A 22,095-nucleotide genomic window follows, 5' to 3' on the forward strand; every position below is an offset into this window, starting at 1 on the left:
GACATGTCAAGCATCGACCTTTCAACCGTCCGCACCTTTTTGCTGGGTTTGCAAGAGCGCATTACCTGTGCGATTGCCCAGGTGGATGGCCAGCCCTTCGTGGCCGACCATTGGCAAAAGGAACCCGGTGAAACGCTGCAGGGCAATGGCATCACCAAAATCCTGGAAGGCGGCCGGGTGTTTGAGCGGGCAGGCTGCGGCTTTTCCCATGTGCGCGGCCCCAGGCTGCCGCCCTCTGCAACCCAGCACCGGCCCGAACTGGCTGGCGCACCGTTTGAGGCCATGGGTGTTTCCCTGGTGTTTCATCCGCGCAATCCCTATGTGCCGACGGTGCACATGAATGTCCGGATGCTTGCGGCAACGCCGCTTGGCGAAGACGCCGAACCGGTTTGCTGGTTTGGCGGCGGCATGGACCTGACGCCTTTTTACGGCTTTGACGAAGACGCCGTGCATTTCCATCAGGTGTGCAAGGACGCACTGGCGCCATTTGGCGACGACAAATACCCACGCTTCAAGCAGTGGTGCGATGAGTATTTCTACCTCAAGCACCGGCAGGAGCAGCGCGGCATCGGTGGCGTGTTTTTCGATGACTTTCAGGAGCTTGGGCTGGCGCAGAGCTTTGCGATGATGCAAGGCGTTGGCGATTCCTTCCTGCAGGCGTATCTGCCGATTGTCGAACGCCGCAAGGACATCCCCTTTGGCCAGCGTGAGCGCGATTTCCAGTTGTACCGTCGGGGCCGCTATGTGGAGTTCAACCTGGTCTGGGACCGGGGCACCCATTTCGGCCTGCAGTCGGGCGGACGGACCGAATCGATCCTGATGTCCATGCCGCCGCTGGCAAGCTGGTCCTACCAGCGGCCAAATGAAGCCGGATCGCCTGAAGAACGCCTGTATACAGAGTTTCTTGCCAGGCGGGACTGGGTTTGAGTACTAACGCTAGCGGCCAGCCCCGACGCATCGGCGTGTTTGGTGGTGCGTTTGACCCGCCGCACAACGCCCATGTCGCAATGGCCAGGGCAGCACTGGCGCAGTTCGCTCTTGATGTGCTGCACGTCATCCCGACCGGCCAGGCATGGCACAAGGCCAGGGCGCTCAGCGCCCCCGAACACCGGCTGGCCATGGCCCGGCTGGCGTTCGGCAGCATTGATGGCGTCATCGTGGACACGCGCGAATTGCAGCGCACGGGCCCTACCTTTACCATTGATACCTTGAAGGCCTTGCAAGCCGAGAATCCCGGGTGCCAGCTCTACCTGTTCATAGGCGCAGACCAGTTCGCCACCTTTGCCCAATGGCATCAATGGAGGCAGATTCTTGAAATCGCTATAATTTGTATAGCTGATCGTACAGAATCCGCGCTGACTCAAATCCAGTTTGACGTTTATGCGCCGCACCATCACCGGTTTTTCGTTCTCAAGTTGCCCCTGATGCCGGTCAGCGCCACCCAGATTCGCCAGATGATGGCTTCGGGCGCGACCACCGCCGAAGAAGCCAGGAAATTGGTTCCCGAAGCGGTTGCACGTTATATTTCGCTGTATCAACTGTACGGCCCCGGTTAATTTTCACCCTATTGAAGCAAAGCATTGCATGACCCCTATCACTGTCAAAATCTCAAGCGCCGAGGGCAAAAAAGATGTCCAAAAACTGCAGCGCGCCATCATTGACGGGCTCGAAGATGTCAAGGCGCAAGACATCCAGGTGTTTGATACCGAGCACATCACGTCGCTGTTCGAGCGCGTGATCGTTGCGTCGGGAACGTCCAACCGCCAGACCAAGGCGCTTGCCGCCAGCGTGCGCGACGCCGTGCGGGATGCCGGTTTTGCCAAGCCACGCATTGAGGGCGAGGACAACGGCGAGTGGATCATCGTTGACTGCGGCGCGGCGGTCGCGCACATCATGCAGCCGACGATTCGCCAGTACTACAACCTGGAAGAACTCTGGGGCGACAAGCCCATCAAGCTCAAGCTTGGAGCCCCGGCGCCGCTGCCAAAAGCCGCCAAGGCCGAAGCGAAGGCAGAAGTCAAGCCTGCCCGGTCACGTGCTGCGGCTGGCGGCAAATCGAAAACTACTCCCAAGCCGTCCAAGGCAGCTAAAAGTCCTAGCGACGAGAACCTGCCAGACGCCATAACGTTCGCACGAACCGATGACGGCACTTATGTGGGCCGCGTTGGCAAGACGCATGATTGGACGGCCAAGCGCAATGCAACGGCACCGGCTGCAGAACCTGAAGCCAAGCCGGTCAAGGCACGCAAGCCAGCCGCCAGGGTGGCTTCGGCCGAGTCAAAGCCGGTGGCGACAAAGGCAGCCGTAAAAAAGGTGGTCGTCAAGACACCGGTTGTGAAAACCCCTGTGGCTAAAAAAGTCGCCGCCCAGCAGGCTGTGGTCAAGACAGCTGCCAAAAAGCCTGCACCCAGAAAGCCTGCTGCGAAGAAAACCACACCCCGGAGCGAATGAGGCTGACCATCGTAGCCGTCGGCCAGAAGGTGCCCGATTGGGCCCAGACAGCTTACGACGACTATGCCAAACGCTTTCCTCCAGAATTGAAGGTTGAGCTAAAGGCCGTCAAGACCGAACCGAGGGGGTCCAAAACGCTGGAAAACCTGCTTGCGGCGGAGCGCAGCCGCATTGAGGGCGCCATTGCCAGAGGCTGCCGGATCGTGGCACTGGATGAGCGCGGAACGGCCGTGACCACCATGGCGCTGGCGGAGAATCTCAAAAACTGGCAGCTTTCCGGCGACGATGTGGCCATCGTGATCGGCGGGCCCGATGGTCTGGATGCCGGCTTCAAGCAGTCCGCCCATCAGCGAATTCGCCTTTCCGACCTGACCCTGCCGCATGCCATGGTGCGCGTATTGCTGATCGAGCAGCTTTACCGCGCCTGGAGCATCACCATCAATCATCCGTATCATCGCGAGTAGTTTTTTCAGGCGTGCCCAGCATGGTGGAGTTTGTTTATCTGGCCTCCCAAAGCCCCAGGCGGCGCCAGTTGCTGGAACAACTGGGCGTTCGGTATGAACTGCTGCTGCCCGACGCAGATGAAGATGCTGAAGCGCTGGAAGCCGCCTTTGAAAACGAGGCGCCAGCACGCTACGTGAAGCGGGTGACAGGCCTCAAGCTCGATGCCGCTTCAGCGCGCCTGGCCCGGCGCCAACTGCAGCCAGCGCCCATCCTGTGCTCTGACACCACCGTGGCCCTTGGGCGAACCATTTACGGCAAACCTGACGACGCCCGTCATGCCGAGCGAATGTTGTCTGCGCTTTCTGGCACAACGCACCGGGTTCTGACGGCGGTAAATATCCAGCACGGCCAGCAGCGTTTTGGTGCGCTCAGTAGTTCGAGGGTGAGCTTCGAGCCCATGACTGCCGACCAGATCAGCCGCTATGTAGCCACCGGTGAACCTCTGGGCAAGGCGGGCGCCTATGCCATACAGGGCAGGGTGTCCATGCATATCACACGGATCAACGGCAGCTACAGTGGCATCATGGGGTTGCCATTATGGGAAACAGCCTCGCTGCTTCGGGCTGCCGGACTTGATATTTAGCCTTACTTTCTGAGAACAATGCAACAAGAAATCCTGATTAACTGGTCGCCACAAGAGACACGCGTTGCCGTCGTGGAGCATGCTGCTGTGCAGGAACTGCAGGTGGAGCGGACGCTTGAGCGTGGCCTGGTCGGCAACGTCTATCTTGGCAAGGTGGTCCGTGTGCTGCCGGGAATGCAGTCTGCGTTTATCGACATCGGCCTGGACCGCGCTGCATTTTTGCATGTTGCCGACTTGATGAGCAGCATCAACAGCCGCCATGCCGAGCCCGAATCGCTTTCCGGTGGCACCGCCGTGGTGCAGGCAAGCCCATCGTTACAGCCAATCGAGAAGCAACTGTTTGAAGGACAGGCACTGATGGTGCAGGTTCTAAAAGACCCGATGGGCACCAAAGGCGCAAGGTTGACGGCGCAGATCAGCATTGCGGGCCGCTTGTTGGTCTTTTTACCCCAGGACAACCACATTGGTGTTTCGCAAAAAATTCCGCCTCGCCAGCGCGAAGAGTTGCGTCAACGGGTCCAGTCTTTGGTCTCCGACATGGGGGGAGGATTTATTCTTCGCACCAATGGCGAGGATGCAACTGACATTGAACTGGCTGAAGACATTGCCTATTTGCGCAAAACCTGGCTTCGCATCAAGCAGGCTTCCTTGCGTTTGCCGGCGGCGTCTGTTTTGCATCAGGATTTGAGCCTGTTGCAGCGTGTATTGCGCGACATGGCGCTGGAAAACACACAGACTATTCGCATCGATTCGCGTGAACAGTTTGAAAAACTCAAAGCGTTTGCCCTGGAGTTCATGCCCTCAACTGTCCCCAAGCTGCAGCTTTACAGTGGTGAGAGGCCTATTTTTGACTTGTTCAACATCGACGAGGAAATTGCAAAAGCGCTGGGCCGCCGGGTGGACCTCAAGTCCGGTGGCTATCTGGTCGTTGACCAGACGGAAGCGTTGACGACGGTTGACGTGAACACCGGGGGATTTGTTGGCGTCCGCAACTTCGACGAAACCATCTACAAAACCAATTTGGAGGCAGCCCAGGCCATTGCGCGACAGCTTCGTCTGCGCAATCTCGGAGGTATCGTGATTGTCGATTTCATCGACATGAGCAAAGAAAGCCACCGCGATGCCGTATTGGCTGAATTCAAAAGACAACTGGAGCGCGATCGCATCAAAACCGCTGTGAATGGATTTTCAGCATTGGGATTGCTTGAAATGACACGCAAGCGAACCCGGGAGTCATTGGCGCGTCAGTTGTGCGAACCTTGCAACGCCTGTAGTGGAAAAGGCATTGTCAAAACGGCTCGCAGCGTAACCTACGACATCCTGCGTGAAATCTTGCGTGAAGCACGCCAGTTCAATCCACGGGAATTCAGAATTGTGGCTTCGCCCAAAGTGATCGAGTTGTTTTTGGACGAGGAAAGCCAGCATCTTGCAAGTCTGAGCGACTTTATTAGTAAACCGATTTCTCTGCAGGCCGAAGCGGTGATGGCCCAAGAGCAATACGACATCGTATTGCTTTGATCCCCGGCGATTCACCGCAAAAACGCAGTCGGACCTTGTCCATCTGAGGCCTGCGCTTTAAACGCCAACCCTGCGGGTGCATGGCGCAGTTCTCGCCTCCAACTCGTGGCTGCCGGTCATCGCGCCGTGTATTGCGGCAGCAACGCATCGGCCTGGCGTTGCTCCAGCGGCAGCGGTTCGCCGTGCAACCGGGCTGCCAGTAGTTCGCCACACAAGGCCGCGAAGGTCAGGCCGCGCGAACCCATGCCGCTGCACACCCACGCATCGGGGAGACCGTCGAGCAGGCCGAGCGAAGGCAGGCGGCTGGGCGTGGCGCAGCGAATGCCGGCCCAGCCCTGCACCTGTCCGTTTTCAAATTGAGGCGTCAGCGCCTGCGCGGCGGCGGGCAGCAGCGTCTTCAACTTGCTGAAATTGTGCTGTTCGTCCTCGGGCCGGAGTTCGGTGCTGGTGTTGTCGCGCTCGAAACTGGAGCCGGCAACCCAGGCCAGTCCTTGTGCCAGCGCAACGGCCGGCACCAGGCTGCCGTGGCCATTGACCGGGAAAACCGGCATAACTTTTTCGGTGTCCGGCGCATGCATGCCCCACGAGGCCTGGCCGCGAATGGCTTGCAAGGCCAGCGGATTGCCCAAGCCCGCCGACTCGGCCAGGAGGCGGCTGGCGTATCCCGCCGCCACCACCACCAGCTCGGCGCTGGCCAGTTCCCGGCCAACGTCATCGCACACCTGCCAGCCATTGGCTTGTCGCACCAACTGGCTGACGGCCACGTTGCCGCGCCATGCCACGCCCGGTGTTGCCAGCCAGGCCCGGACCAGGCGGGCAGGCTTGATCCAGCCTGCCCGCGCATGCCACAGTGCCGGAGTGTCGGGCGGCAGGCCGCAGTGTTCTAGCTGTTCGGGCGTTGCCAAGCCGGTCCAGTCGCCGGCCGCATCGGCCAGCGCCTCTCCGGGACGCCACGCGGCAGGCAACTGGCGCGAATGTTCGACGCAATGCTCCAGCACACCGGTCGGCCGCCAGTCGAGACCGCTTTCAAGCAGGCTGCCGGCCTGCTGCAGCATCGCCCGGATGCCGCTGCGCGACAGGCGCGACAGCAAACTGTCGTCGGGTGACACATGCGGCGCCAGCACACCGGCCAGCAAGCCCGACGCGCCGGCTGCAGGCGTGCTGGCGGCGTCCAGCACCGTGACCTGCCAGCCGCGCCGCGCCAGGCTGGCCGCCACGGCGGCGCCGGCCAGGCCCGAGCCAATCACAATGCAGCGTGCCGCTTGTGTTCGGGCTGCTGCGGGCCGGGATTTTTTGGGTTCCCACGCGGGCTGGTATTGCCCCTTCAGGTTGTCGCGTTTGGGCGGTACGCCGGGGACTTTTTTTACGATAAAGCCGCATTGCACCAGCGCGTCGCGCACGCTGCGCGCACTCGTCCAGGTGGCGATGCGCGTGCCCCGGCGGCAGCAGCGCGCCACCGCTTTAAAGGTAGGCACATCCCAGATGTCAGGGTTGCGCTGCGGGCTGAAGCCGTCGAGGTAGACCGAATCGGCTTCAAATTTGGTTTCGCGCAGCATCGCCTTGGCGTCGCCGATGCACAGCGTGAGCAGCACCTGCCCGCCCTCGAACACCAGCCGGTGAACGCCGGGCAGCAGGCCCCAGAACTGGTCTTTCAAGGCCTGCGCGAGCGGAACCAATTCGGGGTGGGTCAGGGCGCTGCGAAACACATCGTCGGCGCTGGCCGGATACGCCTCGGTCGAGACGAAATGCAGCAGGCGAGGGCGCTGCGGGTCGGCTTTCCATGCCGCCCAGGTGACCAAAAAATTCAGCCCCAGGCCAAAGCCGGTTTCCAGCACGCACCATTGCGGCTGGCCGGCCCAGGCTTGCGGCAGGCCGCAGCCCTTGAGGAACACTTCACGCGCCTGCTCCAGTCCGCCCCCTTCGCTGCGGTAGCGGTCGCCAAAGCGCGGGTTGTAGGGGCTGCCGCCTGCCGTGCCATCTTCCAGCCATTCAATGCGCTCGGGCATCCGCAGCGCTCAGGCGCCGGGAGGCGTTGGTGGAACGTAGCCCTGCACCGCATCGGCGCCGTCGCCGAAGAAGTGCTTTTCCATTTGCCGCGCCAGGTACTGGCGGGCTCTGGCGTCGGCCAGGTTGAGCCGGTTTTCATTGACCAGCATGGTTTGCTGCTTCATCCAGTCGGCCCAGGCCTGCTTGCTGACTTCTTCATAAATTCGCTTGCCCAGCGGGCCGGGGTACGGTGGAAAATCGAGACCTTCGGCTTCCTTGCCGAGCTTGATGCAATTGACGAGACGTGCCATGTGAGAAGTTCTTTCTAGCTTTTGAAGATGGAGGGGGTTTTTTTGAATAAAAGGATTTTTTATTCTTCTTGAACAGGAGTGCTTGTATCCGGTACCCATTTTGTCCGCATTCGGCGGCATTTCTGAAACACGGCGCAAACCATGAGGTGCGGCGCCACTTTATCAAGCTTTCCGGGCAGGCCGCCACGCCTTGCTGTACGGCGCAAAGGCAGCCTGAAAGACCGCGTTGCAAATCAGGATAGTGACGTCATCTGGATTTAACGGTAAAATACGGCTCCAACCCACGACAGGCAAGCGTGAAAAGCTATTAAAAATATAGCGATAACGTTTGTCGGGCCGGGCTTTCAGTGGCCTGGCAGCCGATCCAACCCTGGTGACGCCGACTGGCAAAGTGCTTGAATTTGGGGAAGGAACCCCCAGATTTGTTACATGAACGCCACCAAACCATACGCCCGTAAAACCGATCTGACTGTGACCCATGTGCTCGCCCAATTGCTTGAGCGCCTGGAGCGCAGTGCGGTGCCTGTCGGCGCCGAGCAGTACCGATCGGTCGTGCAGCATCTGGTCAGCGAGCTGGGTGAAGTCGAGCCGGGAACGGCGCTCGGCGCCTTGCTCGACAGCCATCCAGCCGCCGCCGAACTGTACGAGAACGTCAATTACCAGCATGCCGGGCTTTGCCGCTCGGCGCTGGACGCTTCGCTTGCTGCGGAGCAACAAGCCAAAGAGGTTCTGGACCGCGCAATGTGCCGGGCCATGAACCGCTCCAACCCATCACACAAGGAAGACCCCACCCATGGCAAGAGCTGACGCAAAAACCGCCGTACTCGCAGACGGCCTGCGCTACAAATCCAAAGTTTCGGGTTCGCCCTTTGCGGCCACCACGTCGTTTGGCGCGGCCACCATGTCGTGCTTCATGTGCGGCAAGCACCGCGCCCGCTCCTTGATGGGCACCCGCAAGGTGCTGGGCAAGTCCCAGGCCGTATGCTCGCCATCCTGCAAGGGGCTCGATGAAGCGCTTGAGGCCGCTGCCGCTGCCTCGGCTGCCGCAGCCGCCGCGTCTGCCGCCTGAGGCCTTACGCGTTCGTCGGAATGGCCCGCGAGGGTTCGCTGGCTTGACCCAGCCTTGATTTTCGGGTGCCGGGAAGCGCATAGTGTGCTGCCGGGCATACCGAAATTCCTGGCAACCATTGGCAAGAGACATCGAAAGGGAAACCCGTCATGAATCCCCATTCCAGAACAGTCTCCGTGTTGCAGCCTGACGAGGCCACCGACCACATTCGCGGTCCCGCGTCCGCGCCGGTCACGCTGATTGAATATGGCGACTTCGAGTGTCCGGCCTGTTGCCAGGCCTACGGCGCGGTGAACATCCTGCGGGCGCATTTTGGCGACCAGTTGCGCTTCGTGTTTCGCCATTTTCCCCTGCGTGAAGTGCATCCGCATGCCGAACTGGCTGCGGAAGCGTCGGAGGCGACCGGCGCGCAAGGCAAGTTCTGGCCGATGTACGACCTGCTGTTCAGCCATGCGCAGCACCTGAAGGAAAAGCACCTGCTCGACCATGCCGCCCAGATTGGCCTGGACATGGCACGCTGGCGCAATGAAATGGCCGACCATGTCTATCTCCAGCGGGTGCAGGAGCATGTGCTGGGCGGCCGGCACCTGGGCGTGCGCTCGACGCCGGCGTTTTACGTCAACGGCGTGTTCACCGATGTGTCTTTCGGCCTGCAGCACCTGCATGACGCGGTTGACAAGGCATTGCTGCAGCGCGGCTGAACCCGGCCGCCGTGAAGGCGCCACCGGTGGACGGATAATGGTCCGCTTCTGAGTCACGTCCGCAAGGGGTGAATCGCATCAAACCCCCCATTAGGACCATTCCGTGAGAAAAACATTCCTCCTCAACCTCGAAGGCAAGAACCGTGACCGCTTGGTCGAGGCCAGCAAGCACGACATCCGCAAGTACGTCAAGCGCGAACGCAGCCGGGCCTTGCCTGCAGGCGTGGATTTCTGGGATTTCGACTGCAAGTTCGGCAGCGATGAAGCGACTGCGGCCGTGGTGCATTTCGCCACGCTCATGAACCTGATCGACACCGCCGTGCACGAAGGCGCCGAGCAGTTTTACGTCGAGGTCGTCACCAAACATGGCCACCGCAGCGCCCGGCCTCAGGCTGAGGGCGCCGAAGCCGCTTCCGGCGACGACGAAGACTTCGAATAAGCCCGAGCCTGGCGCCGCCAGGCTTTATGTGCCCTGCGCCGGTTTCAGCTGGCCGGCCGCTTCGCGCAGCTTGTCCTTCTTGCTCGGGCGCTTGCCCTTGATGCCGCCCACCGACAGCGGATCGGCGGCGTTGGGCTGGAGGACTTCAACCGGCTCAAAGCCCGCGACCTGCTCGCGCGGCACGCTCAGTCGCTGGCGTTTTTCAATCAGCCTGAAATGCGCTTGGGTAGCGGCGCTGACAAAGCTGATCGCCATGCCGCTTTCACCGGCCCGGCCGGTGCGGCCAATGCGGTGCGTGTAGTCGCTTGACGAGCGCGGCAAATCGTAGTTCACCACTACCGGCAGCTGAACAATATCCAGCCCTCGCGCGGCCACGTCGGTGGCGACCACCACCTGGACCCGCTTTTCCTTGAAGTCGAGCAACACCTGGCTGCGCTTGCCCTGGCTCAATTCGCCGTGGAAGGGCTCGGCCTCGATGTCGGCCTTGCGCAGCTTGTCGGCCACGATCTCGGCGGCATGTTTGGTGGCGACGAACACCAGCACCCGGCTCCATTTCTCGGTCTGCACCAGGTGGCGCAGCAACTGCGTGCGCCGGCTCGGATCAACTTCGATGGCGCGCTGCGCGATGTCGGGATCGGCCTGGGGCGCGGCCTGCGCCTCGATGCGCAAGGGGTCCTGCAGCATGCTGGCGGACAGCGCCTCGATGGCGGGGGGAAAGGTCGCCGAGAAAAAAAGGTTCTGGCGTTGCGCCGGCAGCAATTGCAGGATGCGGCCCAGTTCCTCGCCAAACCCGAGGTCGAGCAGCCGGTCGGCTTCATCGAGCACCAGGGTTTCGACGGCGTCCAGGGTCAGCGCATTGTGGTCGATCAGGTCGATCAGCCGGCCCGGCGTGGCGACGACGATGTCAGCGCCACCGCGCAGGTTCATCATCTGCGGATTGATAGACACGCCGCCAAACACCACCGCGACCTTCATGCGTTGGGGCAAATACTTGGCCAGGCTGACGATGGCTTCGCCCACCTGGGCGGCGAGTTCACGCGTTGGCACCAGCACCAGGCCGCGAATGCGGCGCTTGGCGCCAATGGGCGATTCGGCCAGCCGGTGCAGCAAGGGCAGGGCGAACGCCGCTGTCTTGCCCGAGCCGGTCTGGGCCGAGGCCACGATGTCGCGGCCTTGCAAAATGGCCGGAATCGCCGCCGCCTGGACCGCCGTGGGCGCAAGGTAGGCCATTTCGGCAACCGCGCGCGACAGGACGGGCAGCAGGGCCGGCGAAAAGCCGAGGGATGAAAATGGCATGGAAAAGGTGCTCGGAAAGAAGGCAGGAAGCGAAGACGCCGAAAGCCGGTTGGGGACTACGACCGGTTGTCGCCAGAACCCGCAAGTTTAAGCCCGGCCCTTTCGGCGCTCGCCTGCGATGCCGGAATGTCCGTCAGGCCGGCATCGGGCATTTTATCAGGGTGCTATTGAATACATAGCTGCTTGCGCATATGGGACAAGCGAAAAACCCTGTTTTTACTTGAATTTATCGTTGCTCCTCGTTATGGCCAGCCTGCGTGCCGACCGAACGCAGCGGCTGTTGATACCGCCTGGCATGCGCTGCTTTGCGGGTCCCGCATCGTCAGACGCTTCTTACTGCTTCTTACTATCACTGCGTTGACCCGCCTACGATGGCAGCCTGCAGCTTTCGTTACCGTGGCGGTTTCAACCGGCCTTCTCAGCCAAGGAACAAGCATGCTCGCAATGAACTACCGTGGCCCTTGCCGGGTGCGCGCAGCGCAAAAATCCGCGCCTTACATCGAGCATCCGGACGATGCCATCGTCCGCGTCAACCGCGCGTGTATTTGCGGATCCGACCTGCACCTGTACCACGGCCTGGTGCCCGACACCCGCGTCGGCACCACCTTCGGCCACGAGTTCACCGGCATGGTGGAAGAAGTAGGCTCGGCAGTACATAAGCTCAAGGTCGGCGACCAGGTGCTGGTGCCGTTCAACGTGTTTTGCGGCGCCTGCTATTTCTGCCAGCGCGAGCTGTACAGCAACTGCCACAACGTCAACCCCGAGGCCAGCGCAGTGGGCGGCATCTACGGCTATTCGCGCACGACAGGTGGCTATGACGGCGGCCAGGCCGAATACGTCCGTGTGCCCATGGCCGATGTCGGCCCGACGGTGATTCCCGCCGACCTGGACCTGGACGATGCGGTGCTGCTGACCGACGCCTACCCCACCGGCTACCAGGCCGCTGAAATGGGCGGCATCCGCGAAGGCGAGACGGTGGTGGTGTTCGGCGCCGGGCCGGTCGGTATTTTTGCCGCCAAGTCGGCCTGGCTGCTGGGCGCCGGGCGCGTGATCGTGGTGGACCATGTCGATTACCGGCTGGAGTTCGTGAAGAACTTCGCCCAGTGTGAAACCGTCAACTTCAAGGAAGTGGACGACATGGCGCTGCACCTCAAGAAAATGACCGACTCGATGGGTGCCGAAGTCTGCATCGACGCCGTCGGCTGCGAGGCGGCGGGCCAACTTTGCCCAGTCGCTGACCGGCATCAAGCTCAAGCTGCAGGGCGGCTCGGCCACGGTGCTGCACTGGTGCATCAACTCGGTGCGCAAGGGCGGCAAGGTGTCCATCGTCGGCGTCTATGGCTCGACCTTCAATGCGATTCCGATTGGCAACGCGGTCAACAAGGGGCTGACGCTGTGCATGAACCAGGTCAGCGTCAAGCGCCACCTGCCCCGGCTGGTCGAGCACATCCAGGCCGGCCGCATCAAGCCGGGCGAGGTCATCACGCACCGCATGCCGCTGGAGGAGGTCGCCGATGCGTACTACATGTTCTCCAGCAAGCTCGACAACTGCATCAAGACGGTGCTGGTACCGCCGCGTGCCATGGCTTCAACCTGAAGGAGGCGTTTGCCATGGACACCCTCTCCAACACCCCCGATAAGACACGTGAGGTTCCCCCCCGCTTTGCCCATATCAAGGGCTGGGGCGCTGACCTGGACCATGCGAATCGCCCGGCCTATCCCATGGAGCGAATGCCGGCGCGCCTGGGGGGCGACCATTCCCACCCGCCGGCGCAGCAGGCGCAGACCGTCGAGATTCTCCAGTCCATCGAGCGGCCGTCGATCACGCCGATCTTTGGAACGCCGCTGCCGCCCTCGGGCATGAGCGGCATGCTGCGGCGCGCCGCGTTCAAGTACAGCGAAAGCGATCTGCGCCACTGGCTGATGCTGCTGTTTGCCGACCGGGTCAACATGGTCGAGGGGTTGGGCGCCGACCTGATGCGCGGCCATGTGCCCAACCTGTTTTCCGAAATGGGCGGCAAGGCCGAGTTCAAGTACAACCGGCAGGCGGCCATACAGAAAGCCGTGGTGGTGTCGGCGGTGGTCGGGCTGGGGCTGCTGCTCTGGAGCCAGTCCGGCAGGCGCAGGGACCGGCTGGGTCAGCGCATGAAGGGCGGCTACTACTGAAAGTGATTTGTGCACCGGGGACGATGACGGCCTGTTCTCCCTGGGGCGAGCGGATCCTTTAGCCCAAGGCAGCGATGCAAGGCATGAATTCCGGATGGATTGTCTTGCTTGCCATTTTGGCCGATTCCGTTGCTGAGCTTGACCAGGATCAAGGCGGCTGAACGTGCCAGCACATATTCTTGGCGGCTGCGACAAATCCGTCGCGACTTGTCGTAAAACATGGATAAGCATGGCATCTTTTATTCGTAAACCCGGTTCCGACTTGCCGGCAAACGCTGCGGCGCCCGATACCAATCCTTTTGAACTGGTCTGCCCGGCCGGCAGCCTGCCGGCGCTCAAGGCGGCGGTTGACAACGGCGCCAGCTGCGTTTACCTGGGTCTTCGCGATGCCACCAATGCACGCAACTTTGCCGGACTGAACTTCGACGAGGCGGCCATTGCCACCGGCATCCAGTACGCCCATGCGCGTGGCTGCAAGGTGTTCATGGCGCTCAATACCTATCCGCAGGCATCCAATCCCGGACTGTGGCGCGCCGCGCTGGACAAGGCGGCGGACCTGGGCATGGACGCGGTCATCCTGGCCGATCCGGGGCTGATGCAGTACGCTGCCGCGCATTACCCCGGCCTGCGGCTGCACCTGTCGGTGCAGGGCTCGGCGACCAATTTTGACGCGATCAACTTCTACCGCGAGCAGTTCGGCGTGGTGCGCGCCGTGCTGCCGCGCGTGCTGTCGCTGACGCAGGTGCAGCAGGTGATCGAAAAGACGCCGGTCGAGATCGAGGTGTTCGGCTTTGGCAGCCTGTGCGTGATGGTCGAGGGCCGCTGCGCGCTGTCGTCGTACGTGACGGGCGAGTCGCCCAACACCCACGGCGTGTGCTCGCCGGCCAGGGCGGTGCGCTGGCAGCAAACGCCCAAGGGCCTGGAGTCGCGACTGAACGGCGTGCTGATCGACCGCTACGCCGATGGCGAGAACGCCGGCTATCCCACGCTGTGCAAGGGGCGCTTCGATGTCGGCGAAGATGAAAACTACTACGCCATTGAAGAGCCCACCAGCCTGAATACGCTCGAACTGCTGCCGCAGCTGATGAAGATGGGCGTGCGTGCCCTCAAGATAGAAGGCCGGCAGCGCAGCCCTGCCTATGTTGCGCAAGTCACGAAGACCTGGCGCGAGGCCATCGACCATTGCAGCGCCAACCTGCAACGCTATGCCCCCAAGCCGGCCTGGATGTCCAGCCTGGACAAGCTGGCCGAAGGCCAGCAGCACACGCTGGGCGCTTACCACAGGCCCTGGAAATGATAGCGAACCCCATGATGAAAATTGCCCTTGGTCCGATTCAGTACTACTGGCCGCGCGATACCGTCTTCAGCTTTTACGAGGCCATGGCCAGCATGCCGGTCGATGTGGTGTATCTCGGCGAAACCGTCTGCTCGCGCCGCCATGAGTTGCGCCTGGCCGACTGGCTGGACATTGCCGCCCGGCTGCAAAACGCTGGCAAGGAAGTCGTGCTGTCCACGCAGGTGCTGCTTGAATCGGGCAGCGAAGTCGCCACCATGCACAAGATTGCGGCCAACGGCCGTTTCCTGGTCGAAGCCAACGACATGGGCGCGGTGCAGCGGCTGGCGGGCACGCTCCCGTTCGTGGCCGGGCCGCAACTCAACCTTTACAACCTGCCTTCGCTGCAGTGGATGGCTTCGCTGGGCGCTGTCCGCTGGGTCATGCCGCTGGAGATGAAGCGTGACGACCTGGCCATCCTGCAGCAGGGCCGGCCGGGCGGGCTGCAGACCGAGGTGTTCGCCTATGGCCGCATGCCGCTGGCCTTCTCGGCGCGCTGCTTCACCGCGCGGCACCGCAACCTGCCCAAGGACGATTGCCGCTTCAGCTGCCTGGACCATCCGGACGGCCTGCTGCTCAAGACGCGCGAAAGCGAAGAATTCCTGGTCATCAATGGCACCCAGACCCAGTCTTCACGGGTCTACAACCTGATCGATTCCCTGGACGAAATGAAAGCGCTGGGTGTCGATGTGCTGCGCCTGAGTCCGCAGGCACGGCACATGCCTGACATCATTGCCTTGTTCGATCAGGCCCGAAGGCAGGTGCTGGCGCCGCATGAAGCGCTGGCGCGCACCGGGCCGCTCATGCCCGGGCAGGGCTGCAACGGGTACTGGCGCGGCCGCCCAGGGCTTGAACAACACCATGTGGCCTGACGAATGACCACTGCCTGGACCGAAATGACGACACTCCCTGCTTTTGAATTGCCCCAGTCCATGGGCGCCATCCTGTCCAGTCTGCCCGCCTACCCGGGCTCGCTGCTGCTCGTGGGCGCGCTCAATCTGGTCCTGGCCAGACAACTTCCTGACGATGTGCGCCAGCGGGTGCTGGGCAGAAAATTGCGCATCCATGTGCGTGACGCACGCCTGACCTTTGACTTTTCCTGGAACGGCCGGTGCTTTGCGGCCTGCCCGAAACAGCAGGCTACCGACCTGACGCTCAGCGCGACAGTCCATGACTTCGTGCGTCTGGCGCAGCGCCTCGAAGACCCGGACACCCTGTTTTTCAGCCGCCGCCTGTCCATCGAGGGCGATACCGAACTGGGCCTGGTGATCAAGAACGCGCTCGATGCACTGGAGCTGCCGGTGTTCGACCCGCGCCAGTGGACGCCGCCCCAGGTGCTGGCACGGCTGGGCATGTGGGGCAGATCCATGGCCGCAGCGCGCCACCCGGACAACAGGCCATGAACGCAGCCGTCAAAAAGCCGCTGGTCTATTCCTGCTCGGGCTGCTCCAGCGCCGCGCAAATGGCCAACCATGTCGCGGTGCGGCTTGACCGCAGCGCAGTAGCCGAGATGTCATGCATTGCCGGCATTGGCGGCGATGTGCCCAGCCTGCTGAAGACGGCGCGTTCGGGTCGGCCGATTGTCGCGCTCGACGGCTGCGCGCTGGTCTGCGTGAAAAGCAGCCTGGCGCGCCACGGCATCACCCCCCAGCGGCATTACCAGTTGCAGGAATACGGCGTCAAAAAGCGCCAGCATGAAGACTTCGACCCGCAACAGGCTGCCCTGGTGCTGGAACGCGTCAGTGCCGATCTGCTGGCCCAGCCCTTCGGCCCGCCTGCATGCCTTGACACGCCAGCGGGGGCCAGCAGCATCGATCTGCAGCCTGACCGCCACGCACCGAACGTCGCTGCCGCATGAACCGCGCCAGCGAAGCTGTATCTTCACCGCGCCGCTTCATCGTTGCCATCTCGGGCGCCAGTGGCGCCGTGTACGGCGTGCGGTTGCTGCAAGCGCTGCGGAACCGCCCCGGCATTGAATCGCATCTGGTGGTGTCCAGCGCCGGCTGGCGCAACATCGAGCTGGAACTGGGACTGGACATGGACCGCGCCACCATCGAGGGCATGGCCGGCCAGGTGCATGACGTGCGCGATGTGGGCGCCTCGATCGCCAGTGGCTCGTTTGACTGCCACGGCATGGTGATCGCGCCCTGCTCGATGCGCACGCTCGCCGCCGTGGCGAACGGGCTGGGCGACAACCTGCTGACGCGTGCGGCCGATGTGATGCTCAAGGAGCGACGCCGCCTGGTGCTGCTGGTGCGCGAGTCGCCGCTGCACCTGGCGCATCTGCGCAACATGGTCAGCGTCACCGAAATGGGCGGCATTGTGTGTCCGCCGATGCCCGCGTTCTACCTGCAGCCGAAAACCCTTGGCGACATCGTCAACCACAGCGTGGCCCGCGCGCTCGATCTGCTGGGGATCTCACACACGCTGTCGCCGAGCTGGGAGGGCGCCGGACTTGCGCAGTCCGCCTGAGTCTTTCAGCGCTGAAGATTGCGAAATTGCTACTATAAAAATAGCTAAATAAGCAATACTGTCGGGCGGATAAGCCACTTTTAATACATAAACATGCCCTACCACGACCTGCGCGACTTCATCACCCAGCTTGAGCAGGCCGGCGAGTTGCGCCGCGTCAGCCAACCGGTTTCGCCGCACCTGGAAATGACCGCCCTGTGCGACCGCGTCCTGCGCGCTGGCGGTCCGGCCTTGCTGTTCGAGCGGCCCACCGGCCACGCAATGCCCGTGCTTGCCAACCTGTTCGGCACGCCGGCCAGGGTGGCGCGCGCCATGGGCGTGGCCGACCTGCGCGGCTTGCGCACGTTTGGCGAACTTCTCGCCGCGCTCAAGGAGCCCGAGCCACCCAGGGGGCTGCGTGACATGCTCGGCATGGGCGGCATGCTGAAGACGTTGTGGAACATGACGCCCCGGGAATGCAGCTCGGCGCCGTGCCAGCAGGTCGTCTGGGAGGGAAGCGACGTGGCCCTGGCGCGCCTGCCAGTGCAGCACTGCTGGCCGGGCGACGTCGCCCCGCTCATCACCTGGGGCCTGGTCATCACCCAGGGTCCGCACAAGGCGCGGCAGAACCTGGGTATCTACCGCCAGCAGGTGCTCTCGCGCAACCAGCTCGTCATGCGCTGGCTTGCGCACCGGGGCGGCGCGCAGGATTTTCGCGACCATGGCCTCGCGCATCCCGGCCAGCCTTATCCGGTCGCGGTGGCCTTGGGCGCCGACCCCGCAACCATTCTGGGCGCCGTCACGCCGGTGCCCGACAGCCTGTCCGAATACCAGTTTGCCGGCCTGCTGCGCGGCGCCCGCACCGAGGTCGTGAAGGCCCTTGGCGTGCCGCTGCGCGTCCCGGCCTCGGCCGAGATCGTGCTCGAAGGCCACATCCAGCCCGATGCCGGCCACAAGAGCGGCTACCAGCATGCCCTGGAAGGCCCCTTCGGCGACCACACCGGCTACTACAACGAACAGGCCGAGTTTCCGGTGTTCACCGTGGACCGCATCACGCTGCGGCGCGATGCGATCTACCACTCGACCTACACCGGCAAGCCGCCCGATGAGCCGGCCGTGCTCGGCATGGCGCTGAACGAATTGTTCATTCCGCTACTGCAGCGCCAGTTTCCCGAAATCCTTGATTTTTACCTGCCGCCCGAGGCCTGCAGCTATCGCATGGCGGTGGTGCGGATCAAGAAGGCCTATCCCGGCCATGCCCGGCGCGTGATGATGGGCGTGTGGAGCCATTTGCGCCAGTTCATGTACACCAAGTTCATCGTCGTGGTCGATGACGATGTCGATGCGCGCGACTGGCGCGAAGTGATCTGGGCCATCACCACGCGCATGGACCCGGTGCGCGACACCATGCTGGTCGAGAACACGCCGATCGACTACCTCGACTTCGCCTCGCCGGTCAGCGGGCTGGGAAGCAAGATGGGGCTGGACGCGACCAACAAGTGGCCGGGCGAAACCCAGCGCGAATGGGGCCGGACCATCGCCATGGATGCCGGGGTGAAGGCACGCATGGACATCCTCTTTGAGTCGCTGGGGCTCTGAGGCGAAGTGGGCTCGCTTCGTGCGAACAGACCCGTGGAATCAACGGTCATTGCGAGACGGTCGATGCTGCCGAAAAAGGGCCAAAGGCCGCAAGGCGTCTAGCGGCACATGCCGTAGCCGCCAGTTTCCAGGTGGAAGTGGTCGCGGTGCACCGCGTTGTAGTCGGGGCCGAGCACGCCGTTGAAAAACCGGCAGGCACCGCTGTGCGCATCGGTGAGCATCCGCGCTTGCGGACTTGGGGCTGAACCGGCAGCAGCGTCCGGCCAGTTTTTCAGCACCGTGATCTTCTGGCCGTTTTCCAGCGTGAAGCCGGCAATGTCCAGCGCATTGGCCGTGGCATGCCGGCTCCGCGAGCCGCCCGGCGCATCGGGCGGCGCGCCTTCGCCACGGTTGACGTTGCGGCAGGCGTAACTGCCCAGGTGGTCAATGGCTGCCACGCGCTGGCCGAAATGCTGCTGCGCGCTGGCCTGCAGCGCATGCTTTTCCCACATGAAAAACGACAGCGCCATCGGACAGCTGAGCGACAGCGGCGCGCCGATGCGAATGCCTGCGCTTCTCAATCGCACGGCATTTTCAAAGCCGCAGCCCGGTGCCGTGACGCGGTCGGGCAGCACGTCGTACTGCATTCCGGTCTGCGCCAGCGCAGCCAGGCATTGGCCAGGGTCGCTGCGCGCGCGCGAGAGTTTGTAGGGCGTCAGCGGGTTCGGCGTCGCCATGACATCAAGCGGCGCCCAGGGGTTGAACCGGTCGGGAATCACCAGGCGCCCGCTGTAAGACCCATAAGCTGCCGCAGCGACAAGACTCCATAGAACGACCGCGATCCAGTGCGACTTGCGCGGCCGGTCATGCAGATCAGAAGGAGAAGGGCGAAGAGGCATTGTTTTTTTCTTGACGTCCGTAGAGCGGCACGGATATTTGTATCACGGCGAAAGTTGTGTGGCCCGGCATGTCTTTATGGAATGTGAAAAATTTTCGATGCACCGCTGTTTGCATCAGCGTGGTCAGCCGCCCATCCTTGCATTTCACTGTGCCGGCGGGAAGCTGTTTTCCCTGTATCAGCCGCCATGCTGTGATGATCTGCAGCTCGTGAAAAGGTTCAGGCCAGATGGCTCGTTCAAGCGCCGGCAAGCTGTCGGCGAATGGCCTGATGCATGGGTCGGCAGACGGGCCAAAGTTTTGTAGACTGATATCTTTAAGGGAAATGCACCTTTATGGCCGTTTATAAAAAAACAGAAAAGGGCATGAATGAACTGCTGGCCCCCACGCCCGGCATTGATGCAAGGCTGGTCAGTGTGCTGATCCTGGTGGACGGCGTCCGGGACTCGGCGGAAGTCAACCGGCTGGCCCAAGAATTCAACCTGCCGGTCGATGCGCTGGAGATTTTGTTTCACGGCGGCTTCATCGACCGCAAATTCAAGGGCAGCGCCGCCGCACCCGCCGAAGTCAAAACACCCACCCCTGCCGAGCCGGTGGCGCCCGAAAAAGCGACGGCCACCAGCAAGCTTGAAAAATTCAACGCGCTGTATTCCTATCTGGTCGAGGAAACCAGGGCCTTGCTGGGGCTTCGCGGCTTCATCCACCAGCTTCGCATTGAACGGGCCTCAACGCTGATGGAACTGAAGGCCTTGATCGAGCCGATTGGCAAGACGATTGAAAAAAAGCACGGCTTTGAAATGGCGAGGAATTTCATGCGTGAAAGCGAGCGGCTGGCCGTTGCGGCGATTGCCGAGCGTGACATCTAGCGCTTTGTGCCCCATCATTGGCGCCCACGGCCCGGCTCCACGGATCGCAATGGACACCGACCGTTCAAAACAAACTCAACAACCTGGCGCTGCGACCTGCCAGTCACCGATTTGCGCGGAACCGGCGCCCCAGTTCGCAGTGCGTACAAGGAAGCTGAACAGCTTTTTACTACTGAATTGATAGCTGCTTGCGCATGCCAGTCGTGCGCAAACGACCTATTTTATGATAAAAAAATTGCTTGAGGCCAGCGCACGTGCTTTATCGCAGCACGTAACCCGCCAGCACGCTTTGCACTTCATAAATGCTCAGTTTCTTGTTGAAGCGTTTTTGCACCGGCAGGGCGGTGCCTGAAATCCAGATTTTCAACTCGGCGTCCAGGTCGAAATGGCCGCCGGTCTCGATGCTGAAATGCGTGATGCTTTTGTAGGGGAAGGAGTGGTATTCGACCTTGCTGCCGGTCATGCCCTGCTTGTCCACCAGCACCAGGCGCTTGTTGGTGAAGACAAAATAGTCGCGTATCAGCTGGTAGGCATGCTCGACCTGCTCGCCGGCGGCCAGGATCTGGCTGAACTCCTGCTGAATCTTGTCGGCATCGATTTTCGATGCGTTGCCCATCATTCCGTCCAGCAAACCCATGGTGAAATCCTTCAAAAAAATAGTTGGTCCGGCGATGTTATGCGCTCAAAGGCGCTTGGCTACTGCAATGGAGGGCGGTGGCTTTCGCCGCGCCCGGATTTTTCAGTCAGGAACCCCGCTAGCCCGCGCGCCCCCGGCCTTTGCGCTTGAGCAGCACGCGCAGCGCCAGGTAGGCAGCGGCGCTGCCCGCGTACACGATGGCGCGCTGTTTCAGGCTAGGATGGCCTGGCGTTTCGCTGGCGACCTCTCGGCTGACCGGGGTTGGGAGTGACGAGAACGGTCGAATGATGACCAGGTCGCTCTGGCGTGGCGGCTCGGGCAGCTTGACGGCTGGCTGGCCCGGCTTGTCTTGCCCGCTGGCGATGCCCGGCGATTCAGCCGGCACGGCGGCAGCGCCTGGCTTGCGCTTGCCGGCCAGCGAACCATGTTCATTGGCATACACCCAGGTGAATTCGGCGCCCAGCAAAAAGATTTGCGCCGAGTAATATACCCAGACCAGCAGCACCACCAGCGATCCGGCGGCCGCGAAGGACGAGGTGACGCTGCTTTTGCCGATGTACAGGCTGATCAGCCACTTGCCCACCTCAAACAGCACGGCCGTGACGAACGCGCCTGTCCACACGTCGCGCCAGCCGACCTTGACCTGCGGCATGACCTTGAAAATCATCGCGAACAAGACCGTGGCAATGCCGATGGAAAACACGATGTTGATGACGTAGAGCAGCGTTTCCCATCCCGGCAGCAGACCGCTGGCCCAACTGCCCACGGCCGCCAGCCCGGCGCTGCTCACCAGCGAGACCAGCAGCAAAAAGCCCAGCCCCAGGATGAAGCCCAGCGACAGCAGTCGGCTTCGCACCAAAGCCCAGAGGCCTGAAGCCTGCGGTGGTGCCTTGGGCGCCCGCCAGATGCGGTCCAGCGAACTTTGCAGCTCGGCAAACACCGTGGTCGCGCCAATCACCAGCACCACGATGCTGATGGCCGTGGCCACCAGGCCCTTGGTCGGCTGGTTGGCGCTTTCGATCAGCGCCTGTATGCCCTGCGCGCCTTCCTGGCCGATCAGGCCCGACAACTGGCCGACGATCTCGCCCTGCACCGCCTCGCGTCCCCAGACAAAGCCGGCCACCGCAATCACGATGATCATCAAGGGCGCAATCGAAAACACCGTGTAGTAGGAAATGGCCGCGCCCATGCTGGGCGCGTAGTCGTCGATCCAGGCCATGACCGATTTTTTGGCAAGCTGATAGAAATGTTGAAGGTTCATGGTTTGTCCGGCACCTTGGAGAGTCAAGGGTTGCCTGGAACCAGTGTG

Annotated in this window: 25 protein-coding genes and 1 pseudogene; 19 read left to right on the plus strand and 7 right to left on the minus strand. The window is 62.2% G+C overall.

The genetic code is table 11. The features are described 5' to 3' along the window. The first annotated feature begins 3 nt into the window (after nt 1–3). From hemF to rng, 6 genes are read left to right on the plus strand one after another with little or no spacing between them, the layout of a single operon-like run. Nucleotides 4–927, plus strand: coding sequence for an oxygen-dependent coproporphyrinogen oxidase (hemF, locus tag EC86_RS0105205; RefSeq protein WP_029524621.1), 924 nt, complete (start codon nt 4–6; stop codon nt 925–927). Continuing rightward, the gene (gene nadD / locus EC86_RS0105210) at nt 924–1,556 is read left to right on the plus strand and encodes a nicotinate (nicotinamide) nucleotide adenylyltransferase (protein WP_029524622.1); all 633 of its coding nucleotides are present in this window, start codon (nt 924–926) and stop codon (nt 1,554–1,556) included. Before hemF ends, nadD begins: the two co-directional genes overlap by 4 nt. Nucleotides 1,557–1,584: 28 nt before the next feature. Further along, nucleotides 1,585–2,451, plus strand: a complete 867-nt coding sequence (rsfS, locus tag EC86_RS0105215; protein WP_029524623.1) for a ribosome silencing factor — start codon at nt 1,585–1,587, stop codon at nt 2,449–2,451. After that, nucleotides 2,448–2,915 (plus strand): 23S rRNA (pseudouridine(1915)-N(3))-methyltransferase RlmH, encoded by a 468-nt coding sequence (gene rlmH, locus EC86_RS0105220; protein WP_029524624.1) that lies wholly within the window; start codon nt 2,448–2,450, stop codon nt 2,913–2,915. The genes rsfS and rlmH overlap by 4 nt, the downstream gene beginning before the upstream one ends. Nucleotides 2,916–2,935: 20 nt before the next feature. Then, a complete protein-coding gene (locus tag EC86_RS0105225; protein ID WP_029524625.1) occupies nt 2,936–3,538 on the plus strand; it encodes a Maf family protein in 603 nt (200 codons plus the stop codon). 18 nt (nt 3,539–3,556) lie between these two features. Then, complete coding sequence (gene rng, locus EC86_RS0105230) at nt 3,557–5,056, plus strand: ribonuclease G (RefSeq protein ID WP_029524626.1); 1,500 nt, start codon at nt 3,557–3,559, stop codon at nt 5,054–5,056. A gap of 116 nt (nt 5,057–5,172) precedes the next feature. On the opposite strand, the gene mnmC is transcribed toward rng, so the two are convergent. Both mnmC and EC86_RS0105240 read right to left on the minus strand, forming a co-directional pair. Beyond that, nucleotides 5,173–7,062: a bifunctional tRNA (5-methylaminomethyl-2-thiouridine)(34)-methyltransferase MnmC2/FAD-dependent 5-carboxymethylaminomethyl-2-thiouridine(34) oxidoreductase MnmC1 gene (gene mnmC, locus EC86_RS0105235; protein WP_029524627.1), complete on the minus strand. Its 1,890-nt coding sequence runs from the start codon at nt 7,060–7,062 to the stop codon at nt 5,173–5,175. A 9-nt stretch (nt 7,063–7,071) separates the two neighbouring features. Continuing rightward, nucleotides 7,072–7,353, minus strand: a complete 282-nt coding sequence (locus EC86_RS0105240; RefSeq protein WP_029524628.1) for an oxidative damage protection protein — start codon at nt 7,351–7,353, stop codon at nt 7,072–7,074. A 429-nt stretch (nt 7,354–7,782) separates the two neighbouring features. Here EC86_RS0105240 and EC86_RS0105245 point away from each other — a divergent pair, with 429 nt between their 5' ends. From EC86_RS0105245 to EC86_RS0105260, 4 genes are all read left to right on the plus strand, one after another. Further along, entirely contained in the window at nt 7,783–8,160 is a 378-nt protein-coding gene (locus EC86_RS0105245) for a hypothetical protein (protein WP_029524629.1), read from the plus strand. Then, entirely contained in the window at nt 8,147–8,422 is a 276-nt protein-coding gene (locus EC86_RS0105250) for a hypothetical protein (RefSeq protein ID WP_029524630.1), read from the plus strand. Before EC86_RS0105245 ends, EC86_RS0105250 begins: the two co-directional genes overlap by 14 nt. 149 nt (nt 8,423–8,571) lie before the next feature. Beyond that, on the plus strand, nt 8,572–9,123 hold the full coding sequence (locus tag EC86_RS0105255; protein WP_029524631.1) for a DsbA family protein: 552 nt from the start codon (nt 8,572–8,574) through the stop codon (nt 9,121–9,123). A gap of 103 nt (nt 9,124–9,226) precedes the next feature. Further along, nucleotides 9,227–9,562: a DUF6172 family protein gene (locus EC86_RS0105260; protein ID WP_029524632.1), complete on the plus strand. Its 336-nt coding sequence runs from the start codon at nt 9,227–9,229 to the stop codon at nt 9,560–9,562. A gap of 24 nt (nt 9,563–9,586) precedes the next feature. Here the strand turns inward: EC86_RS0105260 and EC86_RS0105265 are convergent, their stop codons facing one another. Then, the gene (locus EC86_RS0105265) at nt 9,587–10,858 is read right to left on the minus strand and encodes a DEAD/DEAH box helicase (RefSeq protein WP_029524633.1); all 1,272 of its coding nucleotides are present in this window, start codon (nt 10,856–10,858) and stop codon (nt 9,587–9,589) included. 435 nt (nt 10,859–11,293) lie between these two features. On the opposite strand from EC86_RS0105265, the pseudogene EC86_RS25925 reads away from it, so the two are divergent. From EC86_RS25925 to ubiD, 8 genes and pseudogenes are all read left to right on the plus strand, one after another. Beyond that, a pseudogene (locus EC86_RS25925) lies at nt 11,294–12,455 on the plus strand (zinc-dependent alcohol dehydrogenase). A gap of 14 nt (nt 12,456–12,469) precedes the next feature. Next, nucleotides 12,470–13,024: a hypothetical protein gene (locus EC86_RS0105275; protein ID WP_084181169.1), complete on the plus strand. Its 555-nt coding sequence runs from the start codon at nt 12,470–12,472 to the stop codon at nt 13,022–13,024. A 229-nt stretch (nt 13,025–13,253) separates the two neighbouring features. Next, a complete protein-coding gene (ubiU, locus tag EC86_RS0105285; protein ID WP_029524635.1) occupies nt 13,254–14,321 on the plus strand; it encodes a ubiquinone anaerobic biosynthesis protein UbiU in 1,068 nt (355 codons plus the stop codon). A gap of 14 nt (nt 14,322–14,335) precedes the next feature. Further along, the gene (ubiV, locus tag EC86_RS0105290) at nt 14,336–15,229 is read left to right on the plus strand and encodes a ubiquinone anaerobic biosynthesis protein UbiV (protein WP_029524636.1); all 894 of its coding nucleotides are present in this window, start codon (nt 14,336–14,338) and stop codon (nt 15,227–15,229) included. Between the two features lie 24 nt (nt 15,230–15,253). Then, nucleotides 15,254–15,760 (plus strand): ubiquinone anaerobic biosynthesis accessory factor UbiT, encoded by a 507-nt coding sequence (ubiT, locus tag EC86_RS0105295; protein ID WP_051676118.1) that lies wholly within the window; start codon nt 15,254–15,256, stop codon nt 15,758–15,760. Next, complete coding sequence (locus EC86_RS0105300; protein WP_084181171.1) at nt 15,757–16,215, plus strand: putative zinc-binding protein; 459 nt, start codon at nt 15,757–15,759, stop codon at nt 16,213–16,215. The genes ubiT and EC86_RS0105300 overlap by 4 nt, the downstream gene beginning before the upstream one ends. Next, on the plus strand, nt 16,212–16,829 hold the full coding sequence (locus EC86_RS0105305) for a UbiX family flavin prenyltransferase (protein WP_029524639.1): 618 nt from the start codon (nt 16,212–16,214) through the stop codon (nt 16,827–16,829). Before EC86_RS0105300 ends, EC86_RS0105305 begins: the two co-directional genes overlap by 4 nt. A 93-nt stretch (nt 16,830–16,922) precedes the next feature. Continuing rightward, a complete protein-coding gene (ubiD, locus tag EC86_RS0105310; protein ID WP_029524640.1) occupies nt 16,923–18,407 on the plus strand; it encodes a 4-hydroxy-3-polyprenylbenzoate decarboxylase in 1,485 nt (494 codons plus the stop codon). A 98-nt stretch (nt 18,408–18,505) separates the two neighbouring features. On the opposite strand, the gene EC86_RS0105315 is transcribed toward ubiD, so the two are convergent. Together EC86_RS0105315 and EC86_RS28540 are read right to left on the minus strand one after the other, a co-directional pair. Then, the gene (locus EC86_RS0105315; RefSeq protein ID WP_051675733.1) at nt 18,506–19,285 is read right to left on the minus strand and encodes an extensin-like domain-containing protein; all 780 of its coding nucleotides are present in this window, start codon (nt 19,283–19,285) and stop codon (nt 18,506–18,508) included. Beyond that, a complete protein-coding gene (locus EC86_RS28540) occupies nt 19,260–19,535 on the minus strand; it encodes a hypothetical protein (RefSeq protein WP_156955220.1) in 276 nt (91 codons plus the stop codon). Before EC86_RS28540 ends, EC86_RS0105315 begins: the two co-directional genes overlap by 26 nt. 113 nt (nt 19,536–19,648) lie before the next feature. Here EC86_RS28540 and EC86_RS0105320 point away from each other — a divergent pair, with 113 nt between their 5' ends. After that, a complete protein-coding gene (locus tag EC86_RS0105320; RefSeq protein ID WP_156955221.1) occupies nt 19,649–20,149 on the plus strand; it encodes a hypothetical protein in 501 nt (166 codons plus the stop codon). Nucleotides 20,150–20,408: 259 nt separating this feature from the next. Here the strand turns inward: EC86_RS0105320 and EC86_RS0105325 are convergent, their stop codons facing one another. Further along, nucleotides 20,409–20,786, minus strand: coding sequence for a PH domain-containing protein (locus tag EC86_RS0105325; RefSeq protein ID WP_029524643.1), 378 nt, complete (start codon nt 20,784–20,786; stop codon nt 20,409–20,411). Between the two features lie 118 nt (nt 20,787–20,904). Further along, nucleotides 20,905–22,047 (minus strand): YihY/virulence factor BrkB family protein, encoded by a 1,143-nt coding sequence (locus tag EC86_RS0105330; protein ID WP_084181173.1) that lies wholly within the window; start codon nt 22,045–22,047, stop codon nt 20,905–20,907. Nucleotides 22,048–22,095: the final 48 nt, after the last annotated feature.

Source organism: Polaromonas glacialis (genome assembly GCF_000709345.1).
GTDB classification, from domain to species: domain Bacteria; phylum Pseudomonadota; class Gammaproteobacteria; order Burkholderiales; family Burkholderiaceae_C; genus Polaromonas; species Polaromonas glacialis.

Excerpts from the sequence above, each read along its gene's own strand:
- hemF (WP_029524621.1), top strand. The coding sequence starts at position 4 with ATGTCAAGCATCGACCTTTCAACCGTCCGCACCTTTTTGCTGGGTTTG.
- rsfS (WP_029524623.1), top strand. The coding sequence starts at position 1,585 with ATGACCCCTATCACTGTCAAAATCTCAAGCGCCGAGGGCAAAAAAGAT.
- rlmH (WP_029524624.1), top strand. The coding sequence starts at position 2,448 with ATGAGGCTGACCATCGTAGCCGTCGGCCAGAAGGTGCCCGATTGGGCC.
- EC86_RS0105225 (WP_029524625.1), top strand. The coding sequence starts at position 2,936 with ATGGTGGAGTTTGTTTATCTGGCCTCCCAAAGCCCCAGGCGGCGCCAG.
- rng (WP_029524626.1), top strand. The coding sequence starts at position 3,557 with ATGCAACAAGAAATCCTGATTAACTGGTCGCCACAAGAGACACGCGTT.
- mnmC (WP_029524627.1), bottom strand. The coding sequence starts at position 7,062 with ATGCCCGAGCGCATTGAATGGCTGGAAGATGGCACGGCAGGCGGCAGC.
- EC86_RS0105240 (WP_029524628.1), bottom strand. The coding sequence starts at position 7,353 with ATGGCACGTCTCGTCAATTGCATCAAGCTCGGCAAGGAAGCCGAAGGT.
- EC86_RS0105245 (WP_029524629.1), top strand. The coding sequence starts at position 7,783 with ATGAACGCCACCAAACCATACGCCCGTAAAACCGATCTGACTGTGACC.
- EC86_RS0105250 (WP_029524630.1), top strand. The coding sequence starts at position 8,147 with ATGGCAAGAGCTGACGCAAAAACCGCCGTACTCGCAGACGGCCTGCGC.
- EC86_RS0105255 (WP_029524631.1), top strand. The coding sequence starts at position 8,572 with ATGAATCCCCATTCCAGAACAGTCTCCGTGTTGCAGCCTGACGAGGCC.
- EC86_RS0105265 (WP_029524633.1), bottom strand. The coding sequence starts at position 10,858 with ATGCCATTTTCATCCCTCGGCTTTTCGCCGGCCCTGCTGCCCGTCCTG.
- EC86_RS0105275 (WP_084181169.1), top strand. The coding sequence starts at position 12,470 with ATGGACACCCTCTCCAACACCCCCGATAAGACACGTGAGGTTCCCCCC.
- ubiU (WP_029524635.1), top strand. The coding sequence starts at position 13,254 with ATGGCATCTTTTATTCGTAAACCCGGTTCCGACTTGCCGGCAAACGCT.
- ubiV (WP_029524636.1), top strand. The coding sequence starts at position 14,336 with ATGAAAATTGCCCTTGGTCCGATTCAGTACTACTGGCCGCGCGATACC.
- ubiT (WP_051676118.1), top strand. The coding sequence starts at position 15,254 with ATGACGACACTCCCTGCTTTTGAATTGCCCCAGTCCATGGGCGCCATC.
- EC86_RS0105300 (WP_084181171.1), top strand. The coding sequence starts at position 15,757 with ATGAACGCAGCCGTCAAAAAGCCGCTGGTCTATTCCTGCTCGGGCTGC.
- EC86_RS0105305 (WP_029524639.1), top strand. The coding sequence starts at position 16,212 with ATGAACCGCGCCAGCGAAGCTGTATCTTCACCGCGCCGCTTCATCGTT.
- ubiD (WP_029524640.1), top strand. The coding sequence starts at position 16,923 with ATGCCCTACCACGACCTGCGCGACTTCATCACCCAGCTTGAGCAGGCC.
- EC86_RS0105315 (WP_051675733.1), bottom strand. The coding sequence starts at position 19,285 with ATGCCTCTTCGCCCTTCTCCTTCTGATCTGCATGACCGGCCGCGCAAG.
- EC86_RS0105320 (WP_156955221.1), top strand. The coding sequence starts at position 19,649 with ATGAATGAACTGCTGGCCCCCACGCCCGGCATTGATGCAAGGCTGGTC.
- EC86_RS0105325 (WP_029524643.1), bottom strand. The coding sequence starts at position 20,786 with ATGGGTTTGCTGGACGGAATGATGGGCAACGCATCGAAAATCGATGCC.
- EC86_RS0105330 (WP_084181173.1), bottom strand. The coding sequence starts at position 22,047 with ATGAACCTTCAACATTTCTATCAGCTTGCCAAAAAATCGGTCATGGCC.